The following is a 14,912-nucleotide window of genomic DNA, read 5'->3' as shown; positions in this document are numbered from 1 at the left end:
AGCGAAATGGCACTGATTGTCCAGAAGTATGGCGGTTCGTCGGTGGCGGACGCCGGGAAGATAAAGAACGCCGCCCGGCGCATTGCCGCGACCAGGGACGAGGGCAACGAGGTGGTCGTGGTCGTGTCCGCCATGGGCAAGACCACGGACAACCTGGTTAGCCTCGCCTACCAGGTTAATGAACACCCGGATGACCGTGAGCTTGACGCCCTGTTGTCCACCGGAGAGCTGGTTTCCAGCACCCTGCTGGCAATGACGCTGGCGGCCATGGGTTATCAGGCGATTAGCCTCAGCGGTGCCCAGGCAGGAATCAGGACAACCGCTTCTCATCGGCGAGCACGTATCCTGAACATAGAGCCCAGGCGTATCTTCAGGGAGCTTGAGAAGGGCAATATCGTCATTGTTGCCGGTTTTCAGGGTATCACCGAAGAAATGGACGTAACCACCCTGGGGAGGGGTGCTTCGGATACTACCGCAGTTGCTCTGGCGGCCAGCTTGAAGGCTGAAGTCTGCCAGATATACACTGATGTTGAGGGTGTCTACACGGCAGACCCGCGCGTCGTCCCCGAAGCGCAGCCTCTGGAAGAGATTGGCTATGAAGAGATGCTGGAACTGGCCTCCCACGGGGCCAGGGTCATGCACGGTCGGGCCGTCGAGCTGGGGGAATTGTATGAAGTCCCTATTCAGGTGTCCTCAAGCTTCACCGGAAAGCCGGGCACGTTGATTCACGGAGGAGTGTCAATGGAAGTACGTAACAAGGTGAGGAGTATTGCCCACGACCTCGATGTCGCCAAGATAACCGTTATCGGTGTCCCGGACCGACCGGGAATCGCCGCCGCTATTTTTGAACCGCTGGCCGGGGCGGGCATCAGTGTTGATACCATCGTACAGAACGCCAGCGTTGATAACATCACCGACCTCACCTTCACCGTGGCCAGTGGGCAGGAGGAAGAGGCCCTGAAGGTGGTTGAGCCCATCGCCAGGGAAATCGGAGCCAGGGAATGCGTCAGTGATTCCAGGCTGGGGCAGGTCAGTGTTGTTGGCACCGGCATGCAGAATACTCCCGGGTTTGCCTCCCGAATGTTCAGTACTCTCAGTGAGCAGGGGATAAATATCCAGTTGATAACCACGTCCGAGATACGTATAACCTGCATCATCGAAGAGGACAGAGTCGAAGATGCCGTACGTGCCCTGCACCGGGCGTTTCGGCTGGACGCGAAGGAGTAGGCCTCTCACGAAGGATAAAGCTACTCTCGAAGTGAAATCCCGGCAGTCCGGCACTGGCAAGAGGCGTCACTTCTTACCGTTCCGGGGAATCCCCCGCTGTGTTTGTGCGGCTGGCTTTCGGTGCGATGTGAATATGAAAATTCCGGTCAAAAAGGTATTGACTTGTCCGGCGGTATTAGCTAATGTATGATGAAATTTGTGGCTTATGGAAGAGGACAGAGGATGTTGTACCAGGAAGAGGACGGGTCGCGACTCAGGCGGCAGATGAGTAAACAGGCTATTACCCTGGCCATGGAAGGTAAGTGGAGGGAGGCGGTAGCCGTCAACCAAAGCATTATCGAGACGTTTCCCGATGACGTCGAGGCGCTTAATCGTCTCGGCCGGGCGCATCTGGAACTGGGAGAGTACTCTCTCTCCGAGGAGGCCTACCGGCGTACCGGGGAAATAGACCCTCACAACGTTATTTCCCGGAAGAACCTGCAGCGCCTGTCACGCCTCAAAGAGACTGCCATCGGTGCCACGGCGGTAGCCGACAGGATGAAACCGCAATCCTTTATTGAGGAAACAGGTAAAGCGGGGGTGGTCCGGCTGGTTGACCCGGCCCCACCGGAGGTAGTGGTCAGGATTGCGGCCGGCGACCAGGTGCAACTGCGCATAGACGGTTCTACACTGGTAGCAGAGAACAACGCCGGGGAGTATCTCGGGAAGGTCGAGCCCGGTTACGGGCAGCGACTCGCCCGATTAGCGCAGGGCGGCAACAGGTACTCCGCCGCCATAGTCAGATCCACCGAGGATGCAATAAGTATAATCATCCGGGAGGTATACCAGCACCCCAGCCAGGTGGGACGCCTTTCCTTTCCTGCTCAAGGGCTCTCTGGCGGGCGTACTGGTATCGGCGACCGCGCACTCCGGCGTGAGATGGAACAGGAGGAAAGTGTCACCGACGACCCGGGGTATACGGTGGTCGGAGGTGGCGAGGAGACCGAACTGCTGGTTGAAGAGTCTCCCGATGATGACGATGTCGACGAAGAACTATAGGAGCGATTAGAGAAATGGTTCTGGGGAAAATCAGGCCGGTAAGCATCGAAGATGAAATGAGGAGTTCGTACCTCGATTATGCGATGAGCGTAATCGTTTCCCGCGCTCTGCCGGACGTGCGGGATGGGTTGAAGCCGGTACACCGTCGTATCCTCTACGCCATGAACGAGATGGGTATGAACTCCAACACACCCTACAAGAAGAGCGCGCGTATTGTCGGTGAGGTGCTGGGTAAGTACCACCCCCATGGTGATCAATCTATCTACGATGCCATGGTGCGCATGGCACAGGACTTCTCCATGCGGGCGATGCTCGTTGACGGGCAGGGTAATTACGGCAGCGTGGACAATGACCCTCCCGCGGCAATGCGCTACACCGAGGCTCGCCTGACCGCGATTGCCGAGGAGATGATGGCCGACATCGACAAAGAGACCGTCGACTTCAGTCCCAACTTCGATGAAAGTCTCAAGGAGCCTGTTGTCCTGCCGGCACGTGTTCCCAATCTGCTGGTTAACGGCAGCTCCGGTATTGCCGTGGGCATGGCCACCAACATCCCCCCGCACAACCTGAGCGAGGTGTGTGACGCCGTTGCTTGCCTGATTGACAACCCCAGGGCAACGATTGACGAGCTGACCGAGTTTGTCAAGGGTCCTGACTTCCCTACCGGTGGTGTTATCCTCGGTGAAGAAGGTATTAAGAGTGCCTACGCTACCGGGCGGGGCAGGATAGTGGTACGGGCCAAAGCGTATCTGGGGGACGCCTCCGAGACCGGTCAGCGTCAGATAATTATTACCGAGTTACCCTACCAGGTGAACAAGGCTGCGCTGGTTGAAAAAATTGCTTCCCTGGTATCCAGCAAGAAAATTACCGGTATCAGTGAGTTGCGTGATGAGTCTGACCGGCAGGGAATGCGCGTCGTTATCCAGTTGAAGCGGGAAGCACAACCGCAGAAATTGCTCAACAACCTTTATAAGTACACCCAGCTCCAGACTACCTTCGCTGCCAATATACTGGCGCTGGTGGACGGCCAGCCCCGGGTGCTCAGTCTCAAAGAGGCGCTCCAGTACTTCATAGACTTCCGCCGCGAGGTTGTTACCCGCCGCTCGCGGTTCGAGTTGAAGAAGGCCAGGAGCCGGGCCCATATTCTGGAGGGCCTGAAGATAGCCCTTGATAATATCGACAAGGTGATTGCCACCATCAGGAAGTCGCGTACCACTGAGAATGCCAGACAGAACCTGATGAGCGAATTCAGCCTGTCACAGGTACAGGCGGATGCCATCCTTGAGATGCCGTTGCGCCGCCTGGCCACTATGGAACGGAACAAGGTGCTCGAAGAGTACACCGAGGTGCTGAAGAACATTTCCTACCTGGAGGGCCTGCTGGCTAATCCCGGAAGGGTACTGAGAGTGGTGAAGGAGGAGCTTGAAAAGCTCAAGACCGAGTTCAGCGACGAGCGCAGGACCGAGATAAGCACCGAGGGTGTTGCCGAGTTCCGGGAAGAAGACCTCATCCCTCACCAGCATATGGCCGTGATTCTCAGTAACCGGGGCTTCATCAAACGTGTACCGACCCGTGCCTACCGGTCCACGCACCGTGGTGCCAAGGGCATTATTGGCATAACTACCCGGGAGGAGGACGCCGTCAGGCTGCTGGCGGTGGCGGATACCCATGACAACCTGCTCCTGCTCACCAACAAGGGCAGGTGTTTCAGCCTTAAATGTTACGAATTGCCACCGGAAAGCTCCCGGGTGAGCAAAGGAACGGCGGTTATTAACCTCTTTTCCATATTAGATAATGAGAAGGTTACTGATAGGGCGGTCGTGCCGTAATTCACTCCGGATGCGTTTATGGTGCTGGTTACCCGCCTTGGAGAGGTAAAGAAAACGGCTCTGGATAAGTTCGCCGCTGTACGCAGCAGTGGTCTCATTGCCATGGACGTGGAGGATGGGGACGAACTCGTGGCCAGCCGTGTGGCTACTGACCAGGAAGAAATCGTCCTGGTGACCGAAACCGGGCAGTCGATAAGGTTTGCCGTATCCGGCATCCGGGCCAGCTCCCGGACAAGTGGTGGTGTTCGGGGTATCCGTCTGGCCGCAGGTGACCGGGTCGTCGGCGCCGGTATTGCCCGACCCAAGACATACTTCCTGGTTATCACCAAACAGGGCCACGGAAAGCTTACGCCTATCGATGATTACCCCAAACAGCACCGTGGCGGTGGTGGCGTCCGGACATTTAAGATAGTTGAAAAGACCGGCGGTATCGCTGATGCCAGGCTGGTCACCCGGTCGCAGGAAGTGATGTTTATCTCCGCCAACGGTATTGTCGTTCGCACACCGGTCAAGGATATCACGGTCCAGGGCAGGAGCACTCAGGGAGTGATACTGATGCGAATGAGCGAAGGCGATAAAGTAGTGGCTCTGGCCCACATGGATATCGCCTGATCAGAGGGACAGATTTCAGCGCCGGATGGCAAAGGGAGCAGAAAGAAGTGACGTTACCCTGTTTCTCACTTGAAGGTCAGGTTGCCGCAGTTACCGGAGGCAGGCAGGGAATAGGCCGGGCAATAGCCCTGACCTTTGCCGAGGCGGGCGCGGACGTTGCCGTTTGTGACTTCGTTATCGAGGATGGCAAGCTGGATGAAGTGGCCGAGGAAATCCGTGGGCTGGGCCGGCGTGCCCTGGCGGTACGGGCAGATGTGTCCGTGAAGCAAGATATCGATAACCTGGCACGAGAGGCGGCAGAAAAGCTTGGCCCGGTTGATATTCTTGTTAATAACGCCGGCATCAGCAGCGGTACACCCCTGCTCTCTATCGAAGAGGAGGAGTGGGACCGCGTCATTGACATCCATCTCAAGGGCTGTTACCTCTGCTGTAAAGCTTTTGCCCCCGGGATGATAGAGCGGAAGAAGGGAAGCATCGTCAGCCTGGCTTCCGTGGAAGGGATACGGTGTGTCAGGGAAAGTGCCAATCCCTACCCCGGTGCTAAGGCGGGCATTATGATGCTCACCAGGGGACTGGCCTGGGAGCTGGGGCCCCACGGGGTACGGGTGAACGCAATTGCCCCCGGCCTCATCAGGACTCAGATGACAAGCGGTATGTGGGACTTCGATGGCCCGGACTTCAAGACGAACCTGGAGCAACTATCCGGGGCTAATGCAGCCCCGGCTACTCAGGAAGACGCCGCCGGAATGCTGGACCAGTTACTTGCCCGGAGGATACCGATGGCCAGGATGGCCGAGCCGGAGGAAATCGCCAGCGCCGCTCTGTTCCTGGTCTCCGGGGCTGCCAGCTATGTCACCGGACACACCCTGCTCGTCGACGGCGGTCTGCTGGCCTAACAGGCTGCTTAAAAAGGGAAGTCCGGAGGGGGTGCCCCTCAGAAGGGACGGAACCCCTGGACTCTCCGCTTCGGATCATTCCCCCAGGCTCTTACCAGAATAATACAACACTCTCTTAGGTGCGAATGAACCCTGCCGGAAACTGTCCTCCACACCGTTTTGGGGTGTCCAGAGGGGTGTAACCCCTATGGAACGGGGGTCTAAGGGGGTGTCCCCCTTCTGAGAGGAGCCCCTTTTGGCAGGGGTCTAAGGGGGTGCCCCCCTTTGAGCCCTCTTCCCCAGTGCTTCGACGCAAGGAGTACCCGTGTTTCCGAAGAGACCGCCGGTAGCCCCGGTTAATCTATCGCCTTTTCGTTTGACAGGCCGGCTCTGATTCCTCCAGCCCACAGGCGTTGCAAGCGCCCTCACGGCAGTCCGGAGTCTGCTTGCCTGCCAGGGCACGTTCGTATTCTCTCTTCAGGAATTCGCCGGTCACGCCGATGTCGATATGTGACCAGGGGAACACCTCGTCCGGGGGACGCTGCCTTCGGGCGTAGAAATCAATGTCAAGTCCGGCTTCGGTAAAAGCAGTATTCCAGTTCTCATAGCTGAAGTGCTCGTTCCAGGCGTCAAAGACGGAGCCGAGCTGCCAGGCACGGTAAATAACCCCTCCCAGCCGCCTGTCCCCTCGCGACATCGCGGCTTCGAGCACGCTGGTCCCGGGGTCATGCCAGGAAAGCCGCGTACCCTTCCGCCGAAGACCCTCTTTGAGCACTTCCTGCCGGGTGGTCAGTTCTTCTTCGCCTGTCTGGGCCACCCACTGGAACGGCGTGTGCGGCTTGGGTACAAATGTGGAGATGTTAATCCTTATCTGGGGAGTCCGGCCCGCCGTGCTCCTGCCCAGGGCCCGGATTCTGTCCACCAGTCGGACAATGTCCTCGACATCCTCCCTGGTCTCTTCGGGAAGTCCGAGCATGAAGTAAAGTTTGAGACTCTTCCAGCCCCTGGCAAAGACGGCCTCTAAGGCCGCGAATAGTTCGTCGTCTGAGATGTTCTTGTTGATGACCCGCCGCAGCCTCTCGCTACCTGCTTCCGGAGCGAAGGTAAGACCTATCTTCTTGCGCGACACGAGCGAGTCCATCAGCTCCACGGTGAAGCTGTTGATATAGAGGCTGGGCAATGACAGGGTGACGTCATCGAGGTTCCGGGAGAGGTCGGTGACAAGCCGGTCGATCCCGGGGTAGTCACTGGTGCTCAGCGAGACCAGGGAGACCTCATTGTAGCCGCAGCCGGTTACCAGTTCCTCGGCCGCGTCCAGCACCTCTGACGGAGGTCTCACCCTTACCGGACGGTATATGATGCCGGCCTGGCAAAAACGGCAGCCGCGAGTGCAGCCGCGCTGTATCTCGATTGCGCCACGGTCGTGTATTACCTCGATGTAGGGTACCACCGGCGCGGTGGGCGGGGCCGGAAGCTTGGCTACGATGCGCCGCCGGACGGTCGGGCTGGCCTCCGGTGCCGTTGGGGTGATGCTCTTCAGGGTACCATCGGTCTGATACTCAACCTGGTACAGACCCGGTACGTAAACGCCGGAAATGCCGGCCAGACGGCGGAGTAATTGCTCCTTGGTGGTGCCGGTCTCCTCCTTCCAGTGCCGGAAGGTATCCAGCAGTTCCAGTACTGCTTCCTCACCATCACCAATAACGAAGACGTCAATGAAGTCCGCCATCGGCTCCGGGTTAAGGGCGCAGCTACCGCCGGCAATCACCAGCGGGTGGGAATCGTCCCTCTCGGCGGCACGGACCGGGATTCCCGCCAGGTCCAGCATGTTCAGTACGTTGGTATAGGTCAGCTCGTAGCCCAGGGAGAAACCAATTATGTCGAACTCAGCCAGTGGGCGTTTCGATTCCAGGCTGAACAGGGGAATGTCGGATTCCCTCATCGCGGCCGCCATGTCCACCCAGGGGGCAAACACCCTCTCCGCGAGGACGTCAGGCTGGCCGTTGAGCAGGCCATAGAGGATGGGCAGGGCCATATTGGACATACCCACCTCGTAGGTGTCCGGGTAAGAGAGGGCGACACGAATGGGAGTAGCTGCCCAGTCCTTGACGATGCTGTTCCACTCGCCGCCGGTATAACGGGCGGGCCGGGTTACGCGGTGCAGTATTTTATCGAGGTTGGCCTTATTGATGGTCACGGATACTATTATACTGGAAGTTGCCCGGATAGGCTAAGTTGAGGACGGCTGGGCCTGGTCCGCATCCAGTTCGGCGAGGTCGAATTTCATGCCGTCGCGGGCGGCGATAACCTTCACGCCGGTCTTCTCGGACAGCTTCTCGGCAATCTCCCGGGGATTGTTCCGCCAGACACCCATCCCGAAATGCGTCAGTATGGCCGCCTTCGGCCTTATTTCGCTGACAATACGTTCGACATCAGGAACAGACAGGTGGTCGATGGGTGTATCGGGGTGGCTTTGCGGGGTGCGGGGTTCCATGAAAACCACGTTGATAACCAGCAATTCATTCTTGTAGTAATCGGTCAGGCCGTCGAAGTAGCGGGTATCCGTAATGCAGGAGAAGGTATGACGGGCAGTCTTGAAGACCATGCCGTAGGTTTCAACCGGATGTATGTGGCGTACCGGCGTGGTGAAGGAGACATTGCCCACGGTGTAGGACTTCCCGGCTTCAAGCAACTCGATGCCGTCCAGGCGTTCCTTGAGGTAGGAGAAGATTACCGGCTCACCCTCCAGGGCATCGGCCGGGGCAAACAGGCGGCCCTGATTCTTGAAACCGCCCTGGGTCATCGCCTCGACCATTATATTGATGTCGGCCGAGTGGTCAAGGTGGCGGTGCGACAGAATGATGGCGCTCAGATTCTCCGCCTTGAGCTTCCTCCTGGTGGCTTGGACGATACAGCCGGGGCCGGGGTCGATAAGTATCTCGGTGCCGCTCATGTTCAGCCAGAGACCGCCTGAAGCAAGCATCTGGCTGATTATCATGAACCTGGCGCCACCGGTGCCCAGAAACGTAATCGTCTCGCCGGACAGGTCCTTGCTCTTCATACCAGTCTCACTATAGCGGATGCTGCCCGTTGCTGCAACGGGCATTGCTGCAACACGGGCGTTGCCATAACGGTTTCTGCTACAATGGCTTTGACCTGCCGGAGGCGGACGATTAGAATAGGTGTGGTCAATCACCCGGTGAGGAGATTGTTATGGAGCATATCTGGGCCCCCTGGCGGATGGAGTATATTCGGATGGAGAAACCGGCCGGGTGCATTCTTTGTGAAAAACCCGCCGAAAGTACCGATGCGCCTAATTATATCGTACACCGGGCGGAAAGGAACTTCATCATCTTAAACGCCTATCCGTATAATCCGGGGCACCTCCTGGTGGCCCCCTACCGCCACGTGGCCGGTCTGGAGGAGATGACGACCGAAGAGCTCCACGAGCACTTCGAGCTTGTCACACAGTGTATCCGGGTGCTTCGGGAGGCACTTAGTCCCGGCGGTTTCAATATAGGGACCAATACCGGTAAAGTAGCCGGTGCCGGTATAGCCGACCATATCCATACCCATATCGTTCCCCGCTGGCAGGGGGATGTCAACTTCATGCCGGTGGTGGCGGATACCAGGGTCATACCCGAGGCACTGGCGGATACCTACCGGCAGTTGAAGGACAGGTTCTGATGGCGGAGACAAAGCCTGAGAAGAAGATACGGTGTCCGGCCTGTGAGCGGCTCTTTCCCATCAGCGAGCTCCGCGAGCATCAGCGCAGGTGTCCGGAAATGGTCCGGTTGGACAGGGAAATACCGGAGCGTGGCAGGAACCTGCGTAAGTAGGCGTGTGTGGTGGACTGGTCGCGATGAGGCACCAGGCGCTGCTGCACCTTCTCGAGGTACGCCGGGAGGGTGACGTCGGACAGACCATTACGCTGGCGTCACCCCGTTCTCTTCAAGTAGGCGGTCTGAGGTGTTGCCCCGGCGCTACTTTCTGGGTGTGCTAACCAGGCCGTATCCTGTAGTACCAAGCGCAAGGCCCATGACTATCATAAAGACGCCAATTACCTTGACCACCGTGAAGATACCAAAGGATGCTACGGCAAGGTACAGGTAGTTTTCAAGGTTAAGGGCCTGGGCATAGCTGAGCTGCGTGGTATTCGTCGGGTCATAACGGCCACCATCTCCAAGAAGCTCTCCATATGTAGGGGATATGCCATGCCGGTGTTCCCGGACTGTATCTCCGGCTAGCTGGGCTTTTGCCATGTTATCGACAATACCCTCTACACCTGTCGCAGTAATCTGCTCTTGTTCCATGGCATCTACCAGGAATGCTTCCTTGGCAAACCCCTGCTGTACAAATACGATACCCATAGCCAGCGATACCACCGCAAACAGCATTGCTATGATGCCCAGGTTACGAATTCTGGTGTTCATGTCGCCTCCTCCCGCCTGTTTTAACCTGATTCTACACAGAAGAGGAGAACATGTAAGCGACTTTCATCACGAATCGAGCAGGCAGGAAGTGCGGGGTGTTTAAGCTAAGAGCAGCGCAAGAGAGAGAATGAAGGATTGCGCGAAGCGACGCGAGGACTGTCAACCAGACCATGAAAGGTGCTAGAATTGACCAGAGAAATTGGTGCCCCCAATGGAATTCGAATCCATGTTTACAGCTTGAAAGGCTGTCGTCCTAGGCCTCTAGACGATGGGGGCGTACCAGTCAAGTATAGCAAAATCGGTGCCAGGCAGCAACGATAGCATGTGCGGGGCAGACTGATATGAGCGGTGCCACTTCCCGGGATGGGTCCACTCCTGACCAGCAAGGCAACTGGCTGAGAAGGAACTACCTTTCCCTGCTGATACTCCTTTTCGTTCTTGCCATTGCGGTTGGCCTCTTCGTCTTCTTCCAGTGTAATCCGGAGAAGGTCGAGAAGTTCGAAAGCCTCGGTTACGTCGGTGCTTTCCTTATCAGCATGGTCACCACTGCCACCGTCATTCTTCCCTCCCCCGGGGCCGTGGCGCTATTCTCGCTGGGGGCCACCTTCAACCCGCTGCTGGTCGGTCTGGCGGCCGGTGTGGGCGGCGGTATCGGCGAGATGACCTCCTATCTGGCCGGGTACAGCGGGCGGGGCATCTGGCAGAACAACAGGACCTATAAAAATGCCGGCGCCTGGCTTCAGAGGTGGGGGTCAGCGCTGGTCTTTGTCTTTGCCGCCTCCCCCCTGCCCATCGACCTGGTCGGCATCGTCGCCGGGAACCTCCGGTTCCCGTTCTGGAAGTTCTTTATTGCCTGCTGGCTGGGGAAAACCGTGCAATATCTTGCCATGGCATACATCGGGTTCTGGGGATGGGATGCCCTTGTCAGCCAGCAGTGGGACATAAGGGCAATGTGTATCGGGGCAGCAGGCGGCGCCGTCGCGCTGGTGCTGCTCCTTGTGGCGCTGGCACTTGAGAGATGGACCTGGAAGCGTGGCCGCTAGTGTAGTGCTTCCAACAGTTCGTTAGTTTGCTGAGACTGCGAAAGTAGGTTTCAGTCAAGCCGTCCTTTTTAAGGGTTTGGAATCAGCATCGTCATACAAATAACGATATTTACGAAATACTACGCTAGTGGCGGCACAGAATCCGGGCTTTGTGCCGCGAGATTCTTAGGGGGTTCCTCGTTCTACCCGGAGCCTCACTCAGAATGACAGTTGCCGTTGAGTACAAAGGGATTGAATAGGGGCTTTGCCCCGTTTAAGTAAATATTCCCCCTTCCCCATTTGGGGAAGGGGGATACAGGGGGATGGGGTAACCTGATACTTACTACCGTTTATAGATTGCTTCGGTGTCTCCTCGCTCTGCTCAGAGTTCCGGCTCGCAATGACATGAAAGGCTGGCGCTCCTCAGAATGACAAGGTTGTGCTTGATGTCATTCCAGCGCAGGCTGGAATCCAGGGGGCAAACACGTATTCCGGGTCGAGTCTAGAATGACAGAGACTGTAAAGGCATTTGTAAGACACTACACTAGCAGTCTGCTGAAAAAGGGAGTCCAGAGAGGCCCCGCCCCTTCTGAGAGGCGCTCCATCTGAGCCGCACGGGGGATGGTCGAAAGGGTTTTTCATCACCCTGCTAGGGGGGCACCGCCTCTTCTTAGAGGCCCCGCCCCTTCTGAGAGGCGCTCGCCTCTTCTTAGAGGCCCCGCCCCTTCTGAGAGGCGCTCGCCTCTTCTGAGAGGCGCTCCTACCGAACTCGTTTCACCTTCAGCACCAAGAGTGAGCCGGCAATAAAGCACACCAGGCACACCAGCAGCATCACGGAATAACCCAGGTTCTCCCCGTATCTGTTGAAGAAGTCGATAACCGGGCCGATAAGACGGGCCAGGGCGGAGCCGGCGGCCAGTGCGAGGTTGGTCAGACCCAGGTATCTTGCCCCGGCATCTCTGGGGGCGAGGTCGGCAGCCAGGGCCCAGGCGGCACTCAGAAGAGCACCGTTGGCCAGCCCGATGACGGCGCCGGAGGCAAGGACTGTCGTGAGGTCGTGGGAGAAGTACAGCAGAATTACCCCCACGGCACCGAGAAGCCCACTGGCGACCACTATTGGTCTGCGTCCTACCCTGTCCGAAAGTCGTCCGGTAAGGTAAACAGTGACCACGAGGCCGACTCCTACGGCAATCAGGAGGTTGGCGGCAGCAGCGGCCGGGTTGTCCACACCAATGACGTCGGCGAGGTAGTACAGGGCGAAGGTCTGCAGGATTACGCCCGGTATAGTCATCACCCCGCGAGATACCAGAAACCAGGCGAAGTCCGGCTCCTGTTTAACGTTAATCCGGAAGCTCCTGACCAGGCCTGGCAGCAGTGGTGTTCGGGGTGCGCTGGTTCCCGGGCGTTCCCGGACGGCCAGCAGTGTGACCAGGGTTGCCACCAGGAGCACGGCGCCGAGCACGCCCAATGTCAGCCAGAGCCAGTAGGCCTGGTCTCCCGGTGAGTAGCGGTCCATGAAACTGCCGGACAGGAGCACCAGGGCTGCACCACCCAGTACCTCGAGCAGGCTCTTCACCCCGGACGCCCGCCCCCGCTTATTTGTCGGGACGAGGTCGGGGATGAAGCCCTGGTACGGGCCCTGGGCGGTATTGGTAGCCACCTGTAAGAGGCAATAGAAGACGAAGATGAGGGCGTAGCTCGACCAGAGGCCGATTCCAGGGAGCAGGAGCAGTGTCGCCACCGCGCCGACCAGGATGTATGGCTTGCGGCGGCCCCATCTGAAGCCGGAGCGGTCACTGCGTGCACCGATTATCGGCTGTACCAGCATCGCCAGCACCAGGCCGGCGAAGGTGAGGTACCCCAGGTAGGTGTTCTTCGACGCCTCGGGGACGAAGTCCAGGAGCCGCAGCGGCAGGACGATGGTGTGCAGGCTCGACCAGAGGGCGGTCAGGGCAAAGCCGAAGACGGTGATTTTGACATAGTCGATCCCCGCAAACGCCCCCGGACCCGTGGTGGTATCGAAAGGTTCTTCTTTCCGGTTTTCCATACTATCGGGTCAAGCAATGCACCAATGTACATTGCGGTAGTACTTTCATCCTTTTATCTTAGTCACAAATTACACTCCACCAGCCTCAAGATGCAAGGTAATCATCCCATATTGACAAGTAACGGGCAATTTCCTGATCATTGGGACGAGAGGGTCTTTTCTATAAACGCCAGCAGCAGGGCTTTCTCTTCTGGAATGTTGTCGAGTAACCGCGACGTAACCAGTGGTAGTTCCCATGCCGCTATTTGCTCACGAGAAGCTGGTCGCAACTGCAGATACCTCTTCAAGTAGATTGAGTGAAGCCGGGCACGGAGCAAGTTTATCAGCCATTGTCCGGCCATGAATTGCGGTAAAGGGGCCAAACGCAGGAGCAGTGAGCACGAGGCAACATCCGCCAGTGGGTCGCCTCGTCTTGGGTTGGACCAGTCTATCACCACTGGTCCGCGTGACGACATCAGGATGTTATCCGGGTGAAAGTCAAAGTGGCATATTATGTTGCCGTCAGGCAGTTGCTCGAGATGCCTTAGCACTGCCTCCTTCGTTTCCTCTGGTAGCTCCACCTCCCGGATACCTCTTCCCAATTCCTCTCTTAGTGAAGGAAGCTCTGGCATCTCGCACGAATGTATCGCCGCATGTAGTTCGGCTAATGTACGGGCTAATTTACCGATTCTCCACGGTTTGGATGTTAGCACCTGCAGCATCGAGGGTCCATCCACCCGTTCAAGTACGATTCCCAACCTCCCTTCTACCTCCACTGTCCCCTCCACCGCGGGCGCAGGTAGTCCCGCTTTGTGGACTGCACCGGTCACCTGTGCTTCATGTTCCACCGAGTCGACAGGCCAGTCCTCTAAAAACAGTTTCAGCACCTGGTTATCCTTCCAGGCAAATACCTCGGCCGTACGCCCGCGGGCCAACATCTCTCCCTTGTCCATCGCCTCTTCCCCTCCGGTCATTTAACCCGGACCGTGAATGAATGCCAGCAGCATTATACTTGGGATTTCCTGTTTCAACTCACGATGAGGCATCCCGAACTTCCTCATTCTTGTCAAGCATAGCAGAGGCAGGAACCGGGGACAATACTCCGGCAGCTTGATAGCACCTCGGCGATGGGGTATGCTTTCGGCATGGTGGATATCGGACGCCGCATCGTCGTCTATGGGCCAACCGGCTCGGGAAAGACTACGGTTGCCGCTCGTATTGCTGTTTGCCTTGGCGTTCACCATATTGAACTTGACGCGATTGCCTGGCTGCCGGGCTGGGTGATGAAACCCCTTGACGAATATCGTGCTGATATTTCAAAGGTCCTGAACGAGCACAACGAAGGCTGGGTGTGTGATGGCAACTATAGCGAGGTGCGTGACCTCACCCTGCCGCAGGCGGATACCGTCGTCTGGTTGCGCCTGTCCTACCGGGTGGCCTTCTGGCGTGTCCTGAAGCGGATTGTAACCCGTGCCTGGCACAAGGAGATGCTGTGGGGTACCAACTACGAATCATGGCGGTTGTCGTTCTTGAGTCGGGACTCGCTTCTCCTCTACCAGGCAACTGCATGGCACCGTCACCACACGCGCCTCAGCGCCGACCTCGAAAGGTTACCACACCACGCGCGTGTCTATGAGCTGCACTCCCCGCGGGAAGTAGAGGTCTTTCTGGCTGAGGTTTGTGCTGCGGACAGGTAGTACTAGTGTAGTGTCTCTAACACTTCGTTAACTCGCCGAACCTTATAAAAGAATGGTTTCCACCATAGCTATCTGGCTAAAGAGTATAGCAGGATGCTTAAAAAGGGGAGTCCAGAGGACAGGCCCCTTCTGAGGGGCACCCCCTCAGAAGGG

14 protein-coding genes and 1 tRNA gene are annotated in these 14,912 nt (G+C 57.6%); 9 read left to right on the top strand and 6 right to left on the bottom strand.

Annotated features, from left to right (window positions below; all coding sequences use genetic code 11):
* Nucleotides 1-6 precede the first annotated feature (6 nt).
* The 5 genes from VMW13_06810 to VMW13_06790 all read left to right on the top strand — a co-directional run bounded on the left by VMW13_06810 (nt 7) and on the right by VMW13_06790 (nt 5,602).
* A complete protein-coding gene (locus VMW13_06810) occupies nt 7-1,227 on the top strand; it encodes an aspartate kinase (GenBank protein HUV44524.1) in 1,221 nt (406 codons plus the stop codon).
* A 222-nt stretch (nt 1,228-1,449) separates the two neighbouring features.
* Nucleotides 1,450-2,265: a tetratricopeptide repeat protein gene (locus VMW13_06805; GenBank protein HUV44523.1), complete on the top strand. Its 816-nt coding sequence runs from the start codon at nt 1,450-1,452 to the stop codon at nt 2,263-2,265.
* Nucleotides 2,266-2,279: 14 nt separating this feature from the next.
* Nucleotides 2,280-4,094 carry a DNA gyrase subunit A gene (gyrA, locus tag VMW13_06800; protein ID HUV44522.1) on the top strand — a complete coding sequence of 605 codons (1,815 nt, stop codon included), beginning with the start codon at nt 2,280-2,282 and terminating at the stop codon, nt 4,092-4,094.
* An 18-nt stretch (nt 4,095-4,112) separates the two neighbouring features.
* The gene (locus tag VMW13_06795; protein ID HUV44521.1) at nt 4,113-4,706 is read left to right on the top strand and encodes a DNA gyrase C-terminal beta-propeller domain-containing protein; all 594 of its coding nucleotides are present in this window, start codon (nt 4,113-4,115) and stop codon (nt 4,704-4,706) included.
* Nucleotides 4,707-4,753: 47 nt separating this feature from the next.
* The gene (locus VMW13_06790; protein HUV44520.1) at nt 4,754-5,602 is read left to right on the top strand and encodes an SDR family oxidoreductase; all 849 of its coding nucleotides are present in this window, start codon (nt 4,754-4,756) and stop codon (nt 5,600-5,602) included.
* Nucleotides 5,603-5,942: 340 nt separating this feature from the next.
* On the opposite strand, the gene VMW13_06785 is transcribed toward VMW13_06790, so the two are convergent.
* A complete protein-coding gene (locus tag VMW13_06785) occupies nt 5,943-7,778 on the bottom strand; it encodes a TIGR03960 family B12-binding radical SAM protein (protein ID HUV44519.1) in 1,836 nt (611 codons plus the stop codon).
* 33 nt (nt 7,779-7,811) lie between these two features.
* On the bottom strand, nt 7,812-8,642 hold the full coding sequence (locus tag VMW13_06780) for an MBL fold metallo-hydrolase (protein HUV44518.1): 831 nt from the start codon (nt 8,640-8,642) through the stop codon (nt 7,812-7,814).
* 152 nt (nt 8,643-8,794) lie between these two features.
* Here VMW13_06780 and VMW13_06775 point away from each other — a divergent pair, with 152 nt between their 5' ends.
* Together VMW13_06775 and VMW13_06770 are read left to right on the top strand one after the other, a co-directional pair.
* Nucleotides 8,795-9,268: an HIT domain-containing protein gene (locus VMW13_06775; GenBank protein HUV44517.1), complete on the top strand. Its 474-nt coding sequence runs from the start codon at nt 8,795-8,797 to the stop codon at nt 9,266-9,268.
* On the top strand, nt 9,268-9,420 hold the full coding sequence (locus VMW13_06770) for a hypothetical protein (GenBank protein HUV44516.1): 153 nt from the start codon (nt 9,268-9,270) through the stop codon (nt 9,418-9,420). The genes VMW13_06775 and VMW13_06770 overlap by 1 nt, the downstream gene beginning before the upstream one ends.
* A 144-nt stretch (nt 9,421-9,564) precedes the next feature.
* Here VMW13_06770 and VMW13_06765 read toward each other — a convergent pair whose 3' ends face one another.
* Nucleotides 9,565-10,014 carry a hypothetical protein gene (locus VMW13_06765; protein ID HUV44515.1) on the bottom strand — a complete coding sequence of 150 codons (450 nt, stop codon included), beginning with the start codon at nt 10,012-10,014 and terminating at the stop codon, nt 9,565-9,567.
* Nucleotides 10,015-10,214: 200 nt separating this feature from the next.
* Nucleotides 10,215-10,290, bottom strand: a tRNA-Glu gene (locus tag VMW13_06760).
* A gap of 65 nt (nt 10,291-10,355) precedes the next feature.
* Between VMW13_06760 and VMW13_06755 the strand changes: the two genes are divergently transcribed.
* Nucleotides 10,356-11,057 (top strand): VTT domain-containing protein, encoded by a 702-nt coding sequence (locus VMW13_06755; GenBank protein ID HUV44514.1) that lies wholly within the window; start codon nt 10,356-10,358, stop codon nt 11,055-11,057.
* A gap of 739 nt (nt 11,058-11,796) precedes the next feature.
* Here the strand turns inward: VMW13_06755 and VMW13_06750 are convergent.
* Both VMW13_06750 and VMW13_06745 read right to left on the bottom strand, forming a co-directional pair.
* Entirely contained in the window at nt 11,797-13,083 is a 1,287-nt protein-coding gene (locus VMW13_06750) for an MFS transporter (GenBank protein ID HUV44513.1), read from the bottom strand.
* Nucleotides 13,084-13,220: 137 nt separating this feature from the next.
* A complete protein-coding gene (locus VMW13_06745; protein ID HUV44512.1) occupies nt 13,221-14,015 on the bottom strand; it encodes an aminoglycoside phosphotransferase family protein in 795 nt (264 codons plus the stop codon).
* A 192-nt stretch (nt 14,016-14,207) separates the two neighbouring features.
* Between VMW13_06745 and VMW13_06740 the strand changes: the two genes are divergently transcribed.
* Nucleotides 14,208-14,759, top strand: a complete 552-nt coding sequence (locus tag VMW13_06740; protein HUV44511.1) for a hypothetical protein — start codon at nt 14,208-14,210, stop codon at nt 14,757-14,759.
* Nucleotides 14,760-14,912: the final 153 nt, after the last annotated feature.

This window comes from Dehalococcoidales bacterium (genome assembly GCA_035529395.1).
GTDB lineage: Bacteria > Chloroflexota > Dehalococcoidia > Dehalococcoidales > Fen-1064 > DUES01.
Note: the sequence above shows the minus strand (reverse complement) of the source record. Positions and strands in the feature narration are given on the sequence as shown.